Annotated in this window: 7 protein-coding genes; 1 reads left to right on the top strand and 6 read right to left on the bottom strand. The window is 74.2% G+C overall.

Annotated features, from left to right (window positions below; genetic code table 11):
• Window positions 1–491 precede the first annotated feature (491 nt).
• Complete coding sequence (locus AB0G20_RS36540) at window positions 492–1,250, top strand: alpha/beta fold hydrolase (protein ID WP_361310385.1); 759 nt, start codon at window positions 492–494, stop codon at window positions 1,248–1,250.
• 81 nt (window positions 1,251–1,331) lie between these two features.
• Here the strand turns inward: AB0G20_RS36540 and AB0G20_RS36535 are convergent, their stop codons facing one another.
• The 6 genes from AB0G20_RS36535 to AB0G20_RS36510 form a co-directional block, all read right to left on the bottom strand.
• Entirely contained in the window at window positions 1,332–2,216 is an 885-nt protein-coding gene (locus AB0G20_RS36535; RefSeq protein ID WP_361310381.1) for a 3-hydroxybutyryl-CoA dehydrogenase, read from the bottom strand.
• Window positions 2,213–3,202: a ketoacyl-ACP synthase III gene (locus AB0G20_RS36530; protein ID WP_361310378.1), complete on the bottom strand. Its 990-nt coding sequence runs from the start codon at window positions 3,200–3,202 to the stop codon at window positions 2,213–2,215. Before AB0G20_RS36530 ends, AB0G20_RS36535 begins: the two co-directional genes overlap by 4 nt.
• A 1-nt stretch (window position 3,203) precedes the next feature.
• The gene (ccrA, locus tag AB0G20_RS36525) at window positions 3,204–4,562 is read right to left on the bottom strand and encodes a crotonyl-CoA carboxylase/reductase (RefSeq protein WP_361310376.1); all 1,359 of its coding nucleotides are present in this window, start codon (window positions 4,560–4,562) and stop codon (window positions 3,204–3,206) included.
• 52 nt (window positions 4,563–4,614) lie between these two features.
• The gene (locus tag AB0G20_RS36520; protein WP_361310373.1) at window positions 4,615–7,770 is read right to left on the bottom strand and encodes an AMP-binding protein; all 3,156 of its coding nucleotides are present in this window, start codon (window positions 7,768–7,770) and stop codon (window positions 4,615–4,617) included.
• Between the two features lie 186 nt (window positions 7,771–7,956).
• Window positions 7,957–11,067 carry an acyltransferase domain-containing protein gene (locus AB0G20_RS36515; protein ID WP_361310371.1) on the bottom strand — a complete coding sequence of 1,037 codons (3,111 nt, stop codon included), beginning with the start codon at window positions 11,065–11,067 and terminating at the stop codon, window positions 7,957–7,959.
• A gap of 5 nt (window positions 11,068–11,072) precedes the next feature.
• Window positions 11,073–17,525 carry a type I polyketide synthase gene (locus AB0G20_RS36510; protein ID WP_361310369.1) on the bottom strand — a complete coding sequence of 2,151 codons (6,453 nt, stop codon included), beginning with the start codon at window positions 17,523–17,525 and terminating at the stop codon, window positions 11,073–11,075.
• Window positions 17,526–17,528: the final 3 nt, after the last annotated feature.

Here is a 17,528-nt window from a genome sequence, read left to right as displayed (position 1 = left end):
GACGCGGTCTCCGAGGTGAAACGGTCACCGGTGAGCTGCATACCGTCACCCGAGTCCCCCGCGAACCTGATGATCACCCGGTCCAGGCGACGGACCTCTTTGTCACGCGTCCCTGTCACGTCGGGGGGAGTGGCTACCACGGACATAGTCGTCTCGGCTCCTGTCGGGGCTGGTCCGCAAGCGCAGGCAGACACGTCGGCGGACACGCGTCGCGGTGCGGGTCGTGCACCTCGCCGGAGGCTATGCGGCACGGATAGAGAGCCGCTCGCGCGCTCGCCCGACGGGGGCTCGAGCGGCCCCGAGAGCCCTCCACCGCCCCGCGACCCCCCGTCGAGGGCGGGGCGGGACGCTCGGGGCGTGAGCTCCGGTGACGGACGGGCGCGAGCCCTCGCGGGGCGATGAGACCGCCCGCCGGTGCCCCACATCCCCCGAGGGCACCGGCGGGCCGTTTCGCGTGGACCGGACGGCACAGACGAAGGGATACACCGACTGTGAACAGCACGTGGTTCCGGCGCTTCACCACCCCGGGGAACGGGCCGCGGCTCGTGTGCTTCCCCCATGCGGGGGGTTCCGCGACGGCGTACAGGACCCTGGCCCAGGCGCTGCCCGCGGACCTCGACGTGGTGTGCGTGCAGTATCCGGGCCGTCAGGACCGGTACCGCGAGACGCCCTTCACCGACCTGAACCTGCTCGCCGGGGCGGTGGCCGAGGAGCTGGTACCGATGCTGGCGGCGGATCCGGGGCGGCCGTACGCCCTGTTCGGCCACAGCATGGGCTCGCTCGTCGCGTTCGAGACGGCCCGGCTGCTCACCCGGAGCCCGCTGCCGGGGCCGCAGCGGCTGTTCCTGTCCGGGCGGGGCGCGCCGGACGCGCACAGCACGGCCCGCTTCGGGCTCTACGACGACGATGACGTGCTGGCCGAGGTGCGCAGGCTGGGCGGCACCGACCAGTCCATGCTGGACGACCCCGACATCGTGGAGATGGCGCTGCCGGCGCTGCGGGCCGACTACCGGGCGCTCGGCACGTACACCTGGCGCGAGGGCGAGCCGCTCGCCGCTCCGGTGACCGTGCTGGTCGGGGACAGCGACCCGATGGTGACGGTTCAGGAGGCCGGGACCTGGCGGGCGCACAGCCGCGGGGACGTCGTGGTGAAGGTGTTCCCCGGCGGTCACTTCTACCTCTTCGACCACCTCGACGGGATCGCCGCGGCCGTCACCGAGGGGCTCCTCGCCGAGGCCGCCGCTTCCTGACCGGCCGGTCGGACGGACAACCGCCCGGGGGCGGCACGGACCGGGTCCGTGCCGCCCCCGGGCGGTGTCGTGCGGGCGGTGTCACGCGTACGTGTAGAAGCCGCGGCCGGACTTCTTGCCCAGCAGGCCGCTCTCGACCATGCGCAGCAGCAGCGGCGGGGGCGTGTAGAGCGGCTCCTTGAACTCCTCGTACATGGCCTGGGCGATGGACACGGTGGTGTCCAGGCCGATCAGGTCGGCGAGGCGCAGCGGGCCCATCGGATGGGAGCAGCCCAGCACCATGCCCTGGTCGACGACCTCGGCCGTCGCCAGTCCCGACTCGACCATGCGGATCGCGGACAGCAGGTACGGGAACAGCAGCGCGTTGACGAGGAAACCCGCCCGGTCCGGGGAGGTGATCGGCTTCTTGCCCAGGACGTCACGGACGAAGACCAGCGCCCGCGCGCTCACCGCCTCGTCCGTCAGCACCGTCGGGACCAGCTCGACCAGCGGCAGCACCGGGACCGGGTTGAAGAAGTGCAGGCCGAGCACCTGGCCGGGGCGGCGGGTCGCGGCGGCGAGGCGGGCGACCGGGAGGGAGGAGGTGTTGGTCGCCAGGATCGCGTCCGGGTCCTCGACGATCTTGTCGAGGGAGGCGAACAGCTCCCGCTTGAGCTGCTCGTCCTCCTTGACCGCCTCGATCACCAGCCGACGGTCGGCCAGCTCGCCGAGGTCACGGGTGAACGACACCCGCTGCAGCGCCGCGTCGCGCTCCCCCTCGGTCAGCTTGCCCTTGGCCACGCCCCGGTCGAGGGAGGCCGCCAGGCGGACCGGTGCCGTGTGCAGCGACGACTCGGAGAACACCGCGACGGTGACGTCGAGCCCGGCCTTGGCGCACAGTTCGGCGATGCCGGTGCCCATGATGCCGCTGCCGACGACACCCACCCGGTCGATGTCCGTGCCGGTGGTCTGTGTGGACGTGGTCATGTGCGGGACCCCCAGGTCAGCAGTGATGCTCCGATCGACATGCCGCCGCCGAACCCGGCGAGCAGCACCAGGTCGCCCTGCGTGAGCGCACCGGTGCGGTTGGCCTCGTCGAGGGCGACCGGGACCGAGGCGCTGCCGACGTTGCCGTACTTGATGAGCGTGCGGTGGGTCTGCGCGGCGCCCAGACCGGCGCGTTCGACGACCTCGCCGAGCATCACGCCGTTGGCCTGGTGCGGGACGAAGTGGTCGACGGTGCCGATGTCCACGCCGGCCCTGCGGGTCAGCGCGGTCAGCGCCGGCGGCACGTGCTCGGCGACGAAGTCGCGTACCCCGCGGCCGTCCATCCTGAAGTAGTGGCCGCCCTCCGCGACGGTCGCCGCCGACGCCGGGTGGCGGCTGCCGCCGGCCTCGACGCGGATCAGGTGGTGGGCATCGCCACGGCTGGACAGGTCGCTCGCGATGATCCCGTACGGCTCCGGGACCGCGCCGACGACCGCGGCGCCGGCGCCGTCGGCGAACAGGATCGCCGTCCTGTGGTCGGTGAAGTCCAGGATCCGCGAGTACACGTCCGCCCCGATGACCAGCACCCGGGCGTCGGGCCGTACGGCCACCAGGCTGTGGGCCAGCGACAGGGCGTAGACGAAGCCGCTGCAGACGACGTTGACGTCGAAGCACGCCGCGCCGTAGGCGCCCAGCAGGTGCTGCACCAGGTAGGACGTGGGAGGCTGCGGGTGGTCGCCGGTGGAGGTGGAGACGATGACGTAGTCGATGTCGCCGGCCGTCAGTTCCGCCTGTTCCAGGGCCCGTTCGGCGGCCTTCGCGGCGAGGTCGGACGTCGCCTCGTGCGGGGCGGCGTAACGGCGGGAGCGGATCTGCGTCTTGCGTTCGATCCACTCCGCGGTGACGCCGACGCGTTCGGCGACCTCCTCGTTGCCCACCTCGTGCTTGGGCAGGTAGGAGCCGGTGGAGAGTATGCCGATGCCCATGTCACGACACCCCGGCCGGCTCGGGCGCGGCGGCGGAGCGCAGCGGATTGAGCCGGGCCGTGCCGATCTTCTCGCGCAGGGCGGGGTCGGTGACGCCGAGCCCCTCCTCGGGGGCGAGGCAGAGTACGCCGACCTTCCCGATGTGCCGGTTCGTCTGGACCAGCCGTGCGGCCTCGCCGATCTCGCTGAGCGGGAACACCTCGGAGAGGATCGGGGAGAGGTGCCCGAGCTGGAACAGCCGGTTGCACTCGGCCTGTTCCTGAAGGTTGGCGGCGTGGCTGCCGACGACACGCTTGAGGTTCATCCACAGGTAGCGGTTGTCGAAGTGGTGGTCGTAGCCGGTGCTGGACCCGCAGGTGACGACCGTGCCGCCCTTGCGGACGACGAACACCGAGATGCCGAACGTGGCGCGCCCGACGTAGTCGAACACGACGTGCGGGTCCTCGCCGACCTGCCGGCGGATCTCCCGCCCGAGCCGCTTGCCCAGCTCGATGGTCCGCTCCGGGGTGGGCGCGGCGTCGCCGCCCATGCCGATCTCGTTGCGGTCGATGACCACGTCGCAGCCGAGCCGGCGCAGCGCCTCGGCCTTGCTCGGGGAGCCGACCACGCCGACGGCGATGCCGCCGGCGTTCTTCACCATCTGCACCGCGTACGCGCCCAGTCCGCCGGTGGCGCCCCAGACGAGGACGATGTCGCCCTGCTTGATGCGGGCGCCGTTGTCGCCGACCAGCATCCGGTAGGAGGTCGCCGCGGTCAGCAGGACGCTCGCCGCCTCCTCCCAGGTCAGGTGGGCCGGTTTGGGCAGCAGCTGGCTGGCGCGCACCACCGAGTAGTGGGCGAGGCCGCCGAAGTTGGTCTCGTAGCCCCAGATCTTCTGCCCGGTCCCGAGCATCGCGTCGGCGTGCGTCGCCGGTTCCTGCTCGTCGACCTGGACGCAGCTGACGACGACGTGGTCGCCCGGCTTCCAGTGCCGCACCCCGGCGCCGACGCGTACGACGACACCGGCGGCGTCGGAGCCGACGACCTGGTGCGGCAGGTCGTGCCGGGCGGCGTACCCGCCCTGGCGGGCGTAGCGCTTGAGGAACTCGAAGGTGGGCACCGGCTCGAACGTCGCCGACCACACGGTGTTGTAGTTGATGGAGCTCGCCATGACGGCGACGACCACCTCGTCCGGGGCGAGCTCCGGCATCGGGACCGGCCCGACGTGCAGCGCCTTGCGGACGTCCTTGTGCTCGACGCCGTCGAACATGCCGACGTCCGAGGCGAGGAGGTGCGCGGCCTCGTACCGGGCCGGCAGTTCGTGGCGCCCGAGCTCGTCCGGGCCGGCCCCGGACAGCAGGGCCTGGGTCAACGCGTCCATGATTCCCTTTCTCCGCACGGCAGATCGACGGCGAGTGCACACTCGGCAGTGCTCAGAGGACCGCACCCTCCTTCGTCCGCCTGCGCAGAGTCGGCCGGCTGGAGCGGCCGAGGTCCTTCCACATGTCCGACAGCCCGAGGACGGTGCGGGCCGCGAACAGCCTGCGGATGGACACCTCCTGGTTCAGTTCCGCCCGGATCAGACCGACCAGCCTGATCGCCCGCAGCGAGTTGCCGCCGAGGTCGAAGAAGTCCTCGTCGATGCCGACCCGGTCCAGTTCCAGCACCTCGGCGAAGGCCTTGGCGAGGATCCGTTCGGTGTCGTTGCGCGGTGCCCGGTACCTCTCGTCGTCGAAGGCGGGCTGCGGCAGCGCGGCCCGGTCCACCCGGCCGTCCGCGGTGAGCGGCAGGCGGACCAGGACGGTGAACACCGCGGGCACCATGGACTCCGGCAGCCAGCCCGCGGCGAACCGGCGCAGTTCGTCGGCGGACACGGTCGTGCCGGGCACCGGGACGACGTAGGCCGCCAGGCGCTGCTGTCCGGCGCCGTCCTCCTTGACGGCCACCACGGCCTGGGCCACCCCGGCGTGCTCGGACAGCGCCTCCTCGACCTCGGCCAGTTCGACGCGGACGCCGCGTACGTCCGCCGCCGTGTCGGCGCGGCCGACGTGGGCGAGCCGGCCGTCGGCGGTCCACCGCACCCGCTCCCCGGTCCGGTACATGAGCGTGCCGGCCGGGCCGAACGGGCAGGGCACGAAGCGTTCCGCGGTCGCCGCCGGCCGCCCGGGGTAGCCGCGGGCCACGCCGGGGCCGGCCACGTACAGTTCGCCGGCCACGTCGACGGGGACCGGGGCGAGGCCGGGGCCGAGGACGTACAGGGCGGTGTGGTCCGCCGGGCGGCCGACGGCGCCCGGGTGGCGGACGGGTTCACCGGCGGGCAGGCGGTGGCAGGCGGCGAGGGCGGTCGTCTCCGCCGGACCGTGCCCGGTGACGACCGTCAGCTCGGGGCAGGCCTCGCGGACCCGGCGCAGCGCGGCCGGGGACACCCGGTCGCCGCCGGTCCACACGTGGCGCAGCCCGGCGAGACGCTCGGGGTGCGCGGCCGAGATCGCGGCGAACCGGGCCGCGGGGAGCCACAGCGTGGTGATGTCGTGGCCCTCCCCCAGCCCGGCCGGCGCGCCGGTGTCCGGCTCCCCTTCGGGGGCCACGACCACCCGGCCGCCGTTGAGCAGGGGCGTCCACACCTCCAGGGCGAGCGCGTCGGAGGTGTGCGGGGCGTGCCACAGGACGGTGCCGCGGCCGGCGTCCCGGCACTGGCGGTCCAGGACGAACCGCTCGATGTTGCGGTGGGTCACGGCGACCGGCCTGGCGGCACCGTCCGGGCCGGTGCCGTGCAGGACGGCGAGCAGGTTGTCGGGGTGCGGCACGGAGGCCTCGGGGCCGGTGCCGTCGGCCACGTCGGCGCGCAGGTCGTCGAGCAGCAGCACCGGCACGTCCGCGCCGGCCGGGAGCGTGCCGGCCGTGGCGGCGTCGGTGAGCAGGACGCGCGCCGGGGCGGCGTCGGCGGGAGACGCCGGGTCGAGGGGCAGGGCGGCGCCGCCGGCCTTCGCCACCGCCAGCAGGGCGACGGCCAGGTCCACCGACCGGGGCAGCGCCACCGCGACGACCGTCTCGGGGCCGACGTCCCGGCGGCGCAGCGCCGCGGCCAGCCGGCCGGACCGTTCGTCCAGTTCGCGGTAGGAGACCGAGGCGTCGCCGGCGACCAGCGCGACGGCGTAGGGGTCGCGCTCGACCTGCCGGGCGAACAGCTCCGGGACGGTCAGCCCCGGCAGCGGCGCGTCGGCGGTGTCCGGCGCCGCGAGCACCCGGTCCCGTTCGTCGCCGCCGACCACGTCCAGCGCGCCGACCGGGCGGGTGCCGTCGTCCAGCGCGGCGCGGATGAAGGAGATCAGTTCCTCGCCGATGAAGCGCAGTTCGGCGCGGTGGTACAGGCCCGCGGGGGCGTCGAGCCGGATGAACAGGTCGCTGTCGGGGCTGCCGTCGGTGTAGACGCCGATCGACAGCTCCTCGAAGGTGCCGGTGGTGGCGCCCGAGTAGCGTGCCGGGCTGTCGCCGAAGTGCAGCTGCTCCGCGAACTCGACGACGTTCACGACGGCGCCGAAGCTGCCGCGTCCGCTGAGGACGGTCCCGCCGGCGCGCTGGATGTCGGAGTAGTGGCAGGCGGTGTGGTCGAAGATCTCGTACGTCTCGTCGACGAGCGTCTCGGCGATCTCGGTGAAGGTCGCGCCGAGCGGGACCTTCACCCGCACCGGCACCACGTTCACGGCCAGGCCGGGCGTTCTGCTCGCCACGCCGACGCGGTTGCCGACGGCGAGGGACAGCAGGAACTCCGGGCGGTCGCAGCGGTGCCGGAAGTACACCGCCGCGGCGGCGGTCAGCATCTGCGACATCCACACGCCCATGGACTGCGCGGTCTCGGTCCACCGGTCGGCCTCGGCGCGCGGGACGGTAAGGGTCCGGCTCACCATGCCGATGGTCTCGGCCACCTCCGACCAGCGGTCGACGCTGCTCAGCGGCTCCGACAGCGCGGTGCGCCGCGCCTCGGACAGGGCGACGCGGGGGACCTGCGCGGGCGGGGGCGCGTCCTTGAGGTAGTCGCCCCAGAACTCCATGTCCTCGGCGAACTTCTGCGAGGCGAGGTACTCCACCGCCTCGTTGGCGAAGGAGGCGGTGTCCCACGGGTGCGGCAGCTCGGGCACCCGCTCGCCCCGCGCCAGCGCCGTGTACACCTCGGCGAGGCGCCGCGAGAGCAGGCCGCCCGCTCCGAACCCGTCGGAGATGAGGTGGTGGTAGGAGATCACCAGGAGGGAGCGGTTCTCGGCGAGCCTGACCACGCCCAGCCGGAACAGCAGGTCGCGTCCCAGGTCGAACGGCCGGCGCACCAGATCGGCCAGGGCCTCGCGGGCCGCCTGCTCGGGGTCGGCCTCGGCGCCGAGGTCCCAGAAGAACGGCCGCCAGTCGCCGAGTTCCCGGGGTACGAGGCGCAGTCCGCCGCCGTCGTCGACGAAATTGACGCGCAGTACCTCCGCCTCACCCATCACGTGCAGGAAGGCGGATTCCATGACGGCCGCGTCCAGCTCGCCGTCCACGTCCCACATGGTCAGCGCGTGGTTCGGCGTGTCGGGAGCCATTTCCTGCGCCCGCCACATGCCTATATGCGCAGACGACGCACCGAACGAAGGCACACAGATCAACCCCTCAGCAAAACGGACCCGGGTTTCGGGAATTCGCGGATCACCCCCACCTTCCGGGAAGTGAATCGGCCGTACAAGACAACTCGGTGCCCGGCGGGACAGGCCGCGTGCGGCTCTTGCCTGTCCCGCCGGCGGGACGTGCTACGCCGCGAGCGAGGACATGATGTGCCCGGCGATCCGCCGCGGTGACGGGTGCCGCAGCACCACGTTCGCCCGCAGTCTCAGTCCGGTCGACGCGGTCAGGCGCTTGCTCAGCTCCGCCGACAGCAGCGAGTCGAAGCCCAGCTCCTTGAACTCCTGGTCGGGGCCGACGGTGTCGGCCGAGGGGTGTCCGAGGACCACGGCGACCTTCTCCCGCACGTGGTCCAGCACGAGTGCCTCCGCGTCGGCGCCGGGCAGGGCCGCGATCCGCTCCGACAGGGGAACGGCCTGGTCGTCCCCGGCGGGCGGCTGCGTCGCGGGCAGCTCGGCCGCAGCCGCCGCGGCGGGTGAGGAGCTGAGCCAGTAGCGCTGCCGCTGGAAGGCGTACGTCGGCAGATCCACCCGGCGGCGCATGGTGAACAGGGCGTCCCAGTCCACCCGCCCGCCCCGGACGTGGAGCTGGGCCAGCGAGCCGAGCAGGGCCTGAACCTCGTCGCGGTCCCGCCGTGAGGACGACAGCACCAGCGCGTCGTCCAGGTCCTCGACGATCTCCTGCACCGGGACGGTCAGCACCGGGTGCGGGCTCATCTCGACGAACACCCGGAAACCGTCGTCGGCCAGCCGCCGGACGGAGGTTTCGAACAGGACCTTTTCGCGGAGGTTGTTGTACCAGTATTCGGCGTTCAGTTCCGCCGTGTCGACGACCTCGCCGTACAGCGTCGAGTAGAAGGGCAGGTCCGACGTTTCCGGGCTGATGCCGGTCAGTGCGGCGGTCACCTTTTCGCGAACCCGGGCCACTTGAGGGGAATGCGAGGCATAGTCGACCGGAATTCTGCGGGCCTGGGCGCCGTCGGCCTTCGTCTTCTCGATGAATTCGTCGATCGCGTCCGGTTCCCCGGACACCACGACGGAGCGGGGCCCGTTGACGACGCCGACGCTCATCCGGTCGCCCCACGGAGCCAGCCGCTGCGCCACGACGTCGGCGGACTGGGCGACCGAGGCCATGCCGCCGTGGCCCTTGAGGTCCAGCAGGGCCTTGCTGCGCAGCGCCACGACCCGGGCGGCGTCCCGCAGGGACAGCGCGCCGCTGACGCAGGCGGCGGCGATCTCGCCCTGGCTGTGGCCGATCACCGCGCCCGGTTCGACGCCCCAGGACCGCCACAGGGCGGCGGTGGAGACCATCACCGCGAACAGCGCCGGCTGGACGACGTCCACCCGGTCCAGGCCGGGAGCCCCCTCCACGCCGCGTATGACGTCGAGCAGCGACCAGTCGACCCATTCGGCGAGGGCGTCCGCGCACGCGTCGAGGGCCTGCGCGAAGACCGGGAAGGTGTCGTACAGCCGCCGGCCCATGCCGGCCCACTGCGACCCCTGGCCGGGGAAGACGAAGGCGACGCCGCCGAGTTTCCCGGCGCTGCCGCTCACCACCGCCGGGGACTCGGCACCCTCGCTCAGCGCGGTCAGGCCGCTCAGCAGCTCGTCCCGGCCGCGCCCCAGCACCACCGCGCGGTGCTCGAACCGGGACCGGCCCGAGACCAGCGACCAGCCGATGGCGGGGTCGTCCGTGTCCGGTCCGGCGGCGGCGAAGTCGCGCAGCCTGCCCGCCTGCCCGCGCAGGGCCTTGGCGCTCTTGGCGGACAGCACCCACGGCACCAGGCCGCCGGTGACGCCCGCGTCCGGCCCGTGCTCCTCGGCCGGTTCCTCGGCCGGCGCCTCCTCCAGGACCACGTGGGCGTTGGTGCCGCTGACGCCGAACGACGACACCCCGGCCCGCCGGGGGCCGTCCCGCCGGGTCCACTCGCGGCCCTCCACCAGCAGTTCGACCGCGCCGGAGGACCAGTCGACGTGGCGTGAGGGGGCGTCGACGTGGAGGGTCTTGGGCATGTACCCGTGCCGCATCGCCAGCACGGCCTTGATGACCCCGCCGACTCCGGCGGCGGCCTGGGCGTGCCCCATGTTCGACTTCAGGGAGCCCAGCCACAGCGGCCGGTCCGCGGGCCGGTCCCGGCCGTAGGTCGCCAGCAGCGCGCCCGCCTCGATGGGGTCGCCCAGGGTGGTGCCGGTGCCGTGCGCCTCGACCAGGTCCACCTCGCCGGGCGCGACGCCCGCGTTGGCCAGGGCCTGCCGGATCACCTTCTCCTGGGCACGGCCGTTGGGGGCGGTCAGCCCGTTGCTGGCGCCGTCCTGGTTGACGGCGCTGCCGCGGACGACGGCCAGCACGGGGTGGCCGTTGCGGCGGGCGTCGGACAGCCGCTCGAGCAGCAGCACGCCCACGCCCTCGGCCCAGCCGGTCCCGTCGGCCCCGTCCGCGAACGCCTTGCACCGGCCGCCGGCCGACAGGGCGCCCTGGCGGGAGAACTCCACGAACATCGCGGGCGTCGCCATCACCAGCGCCCCGCCCGCCAGCGCCAGCGAGCACTCCCCCGAGCGCAGCGACTGCACCGCCATGTGCAGGGCCACCAGGGACGACGAGCAGGCGGTGTCCACCGACACGGCCGGCCCGGTCAGCCCCATCTCGTACGCCACCCGGCCGGATGCGACGCTCAGCGCGCTGCCGTACAGCAGATAGCCCTCCAGCTCCTTCTGGCTGCCCTCCAGGAAGCGCCAGCCGTACTCGGAGGAGCTGACCCCGGAGAAGACGCCGACGTCGGCGCCGCGCACGTCGGCGGGGACGATGCCGGCCCGTTCGAAGACCTCCCAGGAGGTCTCCAGCAGCAGCCGGTGGTGCGGGTCGACCGCCAGCGCCTCGCGGGGGCTGATGTTGAAGAAGTCGGCGTCGAAGTCCGCCACGTCCTTCAGGAATCCGCCCTGGCGCGTGTACGAGCCGCCGACGGCGTCGGGGTCCGGGTCGTACACGTCCCGCCAGCCGCGGTCGGCGGGGAAGTCGTCCACGACGTCCCGGCCGCCGCGGACCACCTCCCACAGGTCCTCGGGCGAGGACACGCCTCCCGGGTAGCGGCAGGCCATGGCCACCACGGCGATGGGCTCGCCGCGGCCGGCCTTCAGGGCGTCGTTCTCCCGCCGGAGCCGGTCGCGCTCCTCCAGCAGGGTGCGGAGCGCCCGCTGGACCCGGTCCGCGCCGTCCGCCGTGCGTTCCGCGGAGTCGGTCATCTCACTTACCTCTTCTCATCCAGAGCCAGATCGACCAGTGCTTCCAGGTCCAGGTCGGACAGTTCCTCCACCTCGATCGGCTCGCCCGCCCCGAGGTCCGTGGCAAGGTCCGCCCCGAGGTCCGTGCCGGGGTCCGGTTCCGGGCGCAGCAGGCCGACGAGGTGCTCGCTCATCTCACGGGGGGTCGGGTAGCTGAAGACGAGCGTGGTCGGCAGGCGCAGCCCGGTCCGGGACGACAGGCGGTTGCACAGTTCGACCGATGTCAGGGAGTCGAAGCCGAGCTGGGTGAACGCCTGGTCGGCGTCGACGGACGCGCCGGAGGGGTGGCCGAGCACGAGGGCGACCTGTTCGCGGAGCCAGTCCAGGGCTGCCGTCTGCGCCTCGTCGGCCGGCAGGCCGGCCAGCAGGGCGGCCAGGCCGCGGGCGCCGTCGTCCCCGGCCGTCTCCGCCCGGCCGCGGCGGGGGCGGCGGGCGTCGACGAGGTCGCGCAGCAGCGGCGGCAGGTCCGTACCGGTCCTGCCGCGCAGCGCGGCGACGTCCACCCGGGCCGGGACGAGGACCGCCCTGCCGTTGGCGCACGCCGCGTCGAACAGGCCCAGCGCCTCGGGCGTCGGCATCGCGCCGATGCCCATCCGCCGCAGCCGCAGGAGGTCCGCCTCGTCCAGGTCCCCGGTCATGCCGCTGCTCTGCTCCCACCAGCCCCAGCACAGCGAGGTGCCGGCCAGGCCGGACGCCCTGCGCTGCGCCGCCAGGCCGTCCAGGAAGGCGTTGGCGGCCGCGTAGTTCGCCTGCCCGGCGGTGCCGAGCGTGCCCGCGAGGGCGGAGAACTGCACGAACGCCGACAGCGGGCGGTCCTTGGTCAGGTCGTGCAGGACGAGCGCGCCGCCGGCCTTGGCGCGCAGCACCCGTTCGACGCTCTCGGCGGTCAGCGACTCCACGGTGCCGTCCGCCAGGACGCCCGCCGCGTGCACGACCGCCGTCAGCGGCCGGCGCGGGGGCATGTCGGCGAGCAGCTCCGCCACGGCGGCCCGGTCGGCGACGTCGCAGGCCACGACGCGGACGTCGGCGCCCAGGTCGCGCAGGTCGGCGACGAGCGCGTCGGCCCCGTCGGCGGCGGCTCCCCGGCGGCCGGCCAGCACCAGGGAGCGCACCCCGTGCTCGGTGACGAGGTGCCGTGCCACGAGGGAGCCCACGCCCCCGGTGCCGCCGGTGATCAGCACGGTGCCGCCGCCGAAGCCGCCGCCGACGTCGAGGACGAGCTTGCCGACGTGGCGGCCCTGGCTCATCTCGCGGAAGGTCCGGCGCGCGTCGCGGATGTCGCGGACGGACACCGGTGTCAAGCGCACCCGCCCGTCCGCGAACAGGTCCATGACGTCGCGGAACATCGCCTGGATGACGTCCGGGCCGGCCGCGTACAGGTCGAAGGCGTCGTACGCGACGCCGGGGTGGTCGGCGGCCACCTGCCGGGGGTCGCGGATGTCGGTCTTGCCCATCTCGATGAAGTGGCCGCCCTCGGGCAGCAGCGTCAGCGAGGCGTCGACGAAGGCGTGCGCAAGGGAGTTCAGGACGACGTCCACGCCCCGGCCGTCCGTGGTGGCGAGGAACTTCTCGGCGAACTCCAGGTCGCGGGAGGACGCCAGGTGCGCGTCGTCCAGGCCCATCCCGCGCAGGACGGGCCACTTGGCGGGGCTCGCGGTCGCGTAGATCTCGGCGCCGACGTGCCGGGCGAGCTGGACGGCGGCCATGCCGACGCCGCCGGCCGCGGCGTGGATGAGGATCCGCTGGCCCTTCTTGAGCCGGGTGACGTGGAAGAGGGCGTAGTACGCGGTGAGGAAGGTGCTCGGCATGGACGCCGCCTCGGCATGGCTCCACCCGTCGGGGACGGCGGCGAGCAGGCGGTGGTCGGCGACGGCCACGCGGCCGAAGGCGCCGGTGAAGATGCCGGTCACCCGGTCGCCCGGGGCGAAGGCGGTGACGTCGTCCGCCACCTCCAGGACGACACCGGAGCCCTCGCTGCCGATGCCGGCGTCGATGGCCGTACGGTCCACCAGGCCCAGGGCGATGGTGACGTCGCGGAAGTTGAGCCCGGCGGCCTGGACGGCGATGCGGACCTGCCCGCTCTCCAGGGGCGCCTCGGCCTCGGGGCACGGCACCCAGGTCAGGTTCTCCAGCGTGCCCTTGTCCGGGATTCCCAGCCGGTGCGGGCCGTCCGCCGGGGGTTCGAGCCACTGGTCCGCGGGCGTGGCCGGGGCGAGGCGGGGGACGAGGGCGGTGCCGGCGCGCAGCGCCAGTTGCTCCTCACCGAGGGCGAGCGCGTCGGGCAGGGCCGCCCAGGAGGTCTCCTCGTCGTCGATGTCCACCAGCCGGAACCTGCCGGGGTGTTCGGTCTGGGCGGAGCGGATCAGGCCCCACACGGACGCGCCGGGGAGGTTTTCGACCCGCTCTCCCGCGCCGGTGTCCATGGCCAGGCGGGTGAGCACCACCAGCGTGGACGCGGCGAGCGCCTCCTCGGCGAGGAACCGCTGGACCTGCTCCAGGACGTGCCGGCCGGCGGCGCCGACCGCGGTGAGCGGATCGGTTGCACCGTCGGTGCGGTCGTCCGGGCACAGCAGGAGGTGCGCGGGGGCGTCCCGCGGACCGACCTCGTCGAGACCGGCGTAGCTCACGGCCCGGTCGCCGCCCGCCCGCAGGAGCCGGGAGGCCAGGGCGGTGTCCGCGCCGACGACGCCCCACCGTCCCGGGCGGGACGCCGGCTCGCCCTGCGGAACCGGCCGCCACCGCACCTCGTACAGCGGCTGCTCCTGCCCGCCGAGCGCCGAACGCACCTGCTCGGCACTGGCCGGGCGGAACGTCAGCGAGGCGACGGAGGCGATCTCGCGGCCGTCCTCGTCGGCGACCGTCAGCGACACGGCGTCCTCGCCGGCCGGTGTGAGCCGGACCCGGACGGTCGGGCCGCACGCGCCGGTGAGGCGGGCACCGGCCCACGCGAAGGGCATCCGGCCCTGTTCGCCCGTCACCTCGATGACGCCGCCGGCCACCGACGCGTGCAGCACGGTGTCCATCAGCGCCGGGTGCAGGGCGAAGGCGCCCGTCCCGGCGCTCTCCGGGAGGGTCGCGAGGGCGAACAGGTCGTCGCCGTGCCGCCACACCTCGCGCAGGCCGCGGAAGGCGGGGCCGTAGTCGAACCCGGCGTCGGCGAAGGAGTCGTAGAGGCCGTCGACGGCGATCCGGGTCGCGCCGGCCGGCGGCCGGACGGCGAGCGGCCGGGCGGCGTCACCGGCCGCCGGGGTGTCCGGGGCCAGGCTGCCCAGGGCGTGGCGGGTCCAGCCGCCGGCCGTGCGGGCGTCCTCGCCGGGGCGCGAGTACACCTCCAGCGAGCGGCGCCCCGACTCCTCGTCCGCCGCGCCGACGACGACGCGCACCTGCACGTCGCCCGTCTCGGGGAGGATCAGCGGCACCTCCAGGGTGAGGTCCTCCAGCGCGGCGCTCCCGACGTGCCGGCCCGCCGTCAGGGCCAGGTCCAGGTAGGCCGTGGCCGGTACGACGACCGCGCCGAACACGGCGTGCCCGGCCAGCCACTCGTGGGTCTTCAGGGACCACAGGCCGGTGAACACGACCTCGTCGGTGCCGGGGTGGTCCACCACGGCACCCAGCAGCGGGTGGTCCGGCGCCGCCAGGCCGGCCGCGGCGACGTCCGCCGCCCCCGTCCCGGCCATCAGGTCCAGCCAGTACCGCTGCCGCTGGAAGGCGTACGTCGGCAGATCGACCTGCCGGCGCGTCCCGAACAGGGCGGCCCAGTCCACGGGGACGCCCCGCACGTGCAGTTCGGCCAGTGCGCCGGCCAGCGCCCGGGCCGCCTCGCGGTCCCGCCGGGACGCCGGGACGACCAGCGCGTCGTCGACGCCGGCGCTCGCGAAGGCGTCCTTGGTGAGACCGGTGAGGGTCGCGCCCGGGCCGACCTCGACGAAGACGTCCGCGCCGGCCGCGCGGGCGTGCTCCACGGCGTCGTGGAAGCGGACGGGTGCGCGGACGTGGCGCACCCAGTGCGCGGCGGACGTCAGTTCTTCGGCGGTGGCCTCGCGGCCCAGCAGCGTCGACACGACGGGGATCGACGGCTCGGCGGCGGGCAGTGCGCCGATCGCGGCCGCGAAGTCGTCGAGGACCGGCTCCATCAGCGGGGAGTGGAAGGCGTGGTCGACCGGGAGGAGCTTGGCCGACCCGCCGTCGGCCAGGATCCGGTCGCGCAGGGCGTGGACCTGCTCGCGCAGGCCCGAGAAGACCACCGACTCGGGGCCGTTGACGGCGGCGAGGCCGACCCGGTCGTACGCGCCGAGCAGGGCGGTCGCCTCGGCCTCCGGAAGGCGGGCGGCGAGCATGGCGCCCTGCTCGGTGACGGTCTGCATCGTCCGTCCGCGGGCGGCCACGAGGCGGGTCGCGGCGTCCAGGCCGAGCGCTCCGCCGACGTGCGCGGCGGCGATCTCGCCGACGGAGTGCCCGATCAGATGGTCCGGCGCCGGGCTGTAGCGGGTCAGCAGCCGGTAGAGGGCGACCTGGAGGGTGAACAGCGCGGGCTGCGCGACGTCCGTCCGCTCGCGCTGCTCGGGGTCGGCGGCGAGCAGCACGGGCTTCAGGGCGAAGGGGAGGTGCGCGTCGAAGTGCGCGCACACCTCGTCGAGGGCCTGCGCGAAGACGGGGAAGGCCTCGTACAGCGGGCCCGCCGCGCCGGCCCACTGGGCGCCCTGACCGGGGAACATGAAGACCCGGCCGCCGGATTCACCGGCGACGCCGCGCACCACCGCGGCCGACTCCTCGCCCTCGGCCAGCGCCGTCAGGCCGCCGAGCAGGGCCTCCCGGTCGCCTCCGAGGACCACGGCACGGTGCTCGAGCCGGGCCCGGCCGGACACCAGCGACCAGCCGGCGTCGGCGGGGTCCAGGTCCGCGTCGGCGGCGGCGAAGTCGCGCAGCTTCCGCGCCTGGGCCCGCAGCGCCTGCTCCGAGCGCGCGGAGAGGACCCACGGCACCAGGGCGCCGGGCAGCTGCCCGGTGGTGCCGGGCACCGGCTCCTCCTCGGGAGCCTCCTCGAGGATCACGTGCGCGTTGGTGCCGCTGACGCCGAAGGCGGACACGCCCGCACGGCGGGGCCGGCCCGGTGTGCTCGGCCAGTCCCGGGCCTCGGTGAGCAGTTCCACCTCTCCGGCCGACCAGTCCACGTGGGTGGAGGGGCGGTCGATGTGCAGCGTGCGGGGCATGACCCCGTGCCGCATCGCCATGATCATCTTGATGATGCCGCCGACGCCGGCCGCCGCCTGCGCGTGGCCGATGTTCGACTTCAGCGACCCCAGCCACAGCGGCCTGCCGGGCTCCCGTTCCTGCCCGTAGGTGGCCAGCAGCGCCTGCGCCTCGATGGGGTCGCCCAGCGTCGTGCCGGTGCCGTGCGCCTCGACCACGTCCACGTCGGCCGCCTGCACCCGGGCGTTGGCGAGCGCCGCCCGGATCACCCGCTGCTGGGCCGGGCCGTTGGGGGCGGTCAGCCCGTTGGACGCGCCGTCCTGGTTGATCGCCGAGCCCCGGATGACCGCCCAGACGCGGTGTCCGTTGCGCCGCGCGTCGGAGAGCCGCTCCAGGACCAGCACGCCGACGCCCTCGGAGAAGCCGGCGCCGTCCGCGGCGTCCGCGAACGCCTTGCAGCGGCCGTCCGCCGCCAGGCCCCGCTGCCGGGTCATCTCCCGCAGCACCTGCGTCGTCCCCATGACGGTGACGCCGCCTGCCAGGGCCAGGCCGCACTCGCCCTGCCGCAGCGACTGCACCGCCTGGTGCACCGCCACCAGCGACGACGAGCACGCGGTCTCGGTCGACACCGCCGGACCCTCCAGGCCCAGGGCGTACGACACGCGCCCGGAGGCCACGCTCAGCAGGGAGCCGGTCTGCGCGTAGCCCGCGATGGCCTCGGGGGTGAAGAAGTGGTTGCCGTACCCGAAGTAGGCCAGGCCCGCGAAGACGCCGGTGTCGCTGCCGCGCAGGGAGTGCGGGTCGATGCCGGCGCGTTCCAGGGACTCCCAGGAGGTCTCCAGGAGCAGCCTGTGCTGCGGGTCGGCGGCCAGCGCCTCGCGGGGGCTGATCCCGAAGAACTCGGCGTCGAAGTCGCCCGCGTCGTACAGGAACCCGCCCGCGCGGGCGGAGCAGCTGTTGGGCCGGTCGGGGTCGGGGTCGTACAGGTTCTCCACGTCCCAGTTGCGGTCCTGCGGGAAGTCCGACACGACGTCCGCGCCCGAGCGCACCAGCTCCCACAGGTCCTCGGGGGACGCCGCCCCGCCCGGGAAGCGGCAGGCGACGCCCACCACCGCGATGGGCTCGGCGGCGGCGTCGGTCAGCTCCTGCAGGCGCTTGCGGGTCTCGATCAGCTCGATCGACGTCCGCTTGAGGTAGTCGAGAACGTCGGCGTTGTTGTCGTTCGTCATGGC

The organism is Streptomyces sp. NPDC024017 (assembly GCF_040638895.1).
GTDB lineage: Bacteria > Actinomycetota > Actinomycetes > Streptomycetales > Streptomycetaceae > Streptomyces.
The sequence above is the reverse complement of the archived record's forward strand: the minus strand, read 5'-3'. Positions and strand labels throughout refer to the sequence as shown.

Coding starts and splice junctions, on each gene's coding strand:
- AB0G20_RS36515 (WP_361310371.1), bottom strand. CDS start 11,067: ATGACCGACTCCGCGGAACGCACGGCGGACGGCGCGGACCGGGTCCAG.
- AB0G20_RS36535 (WP_361310381.1), bottom strand. CDS start 2,216: ATGACCACGTCCACACAGACCACCGGCACGGACATCGACCGGGTGGGT.
- AB0G20_RS36520 (WP_361310373.1), bottom strand. CDS start 7,770: ATGTGGCGGGCGCAGGAAATGGCTCCCGACACGCCGAACCACGCGCTG.
- AB0G20_RS36510 (WP_361310369.1), bottom strand. CDS start 17,525: ATGACGAACGACAACAACGCCGACGTTCTCGACTACCTCAAGCGGACG.
- ccrA (WP_361310376.1), bottom strand. CDS start 4,562: ATGGACGCGTTGACCCAGGCCCTGCTGTCCGGGGCCGGCCCGGACGAG.
- AB0G20_RS36530 (WP_361310378.1), bottom strand. CDS start 3,202: ATGGGCATCGGCATACTCTCCACCGGCTCCTACCTGCCCAAGCACGAG.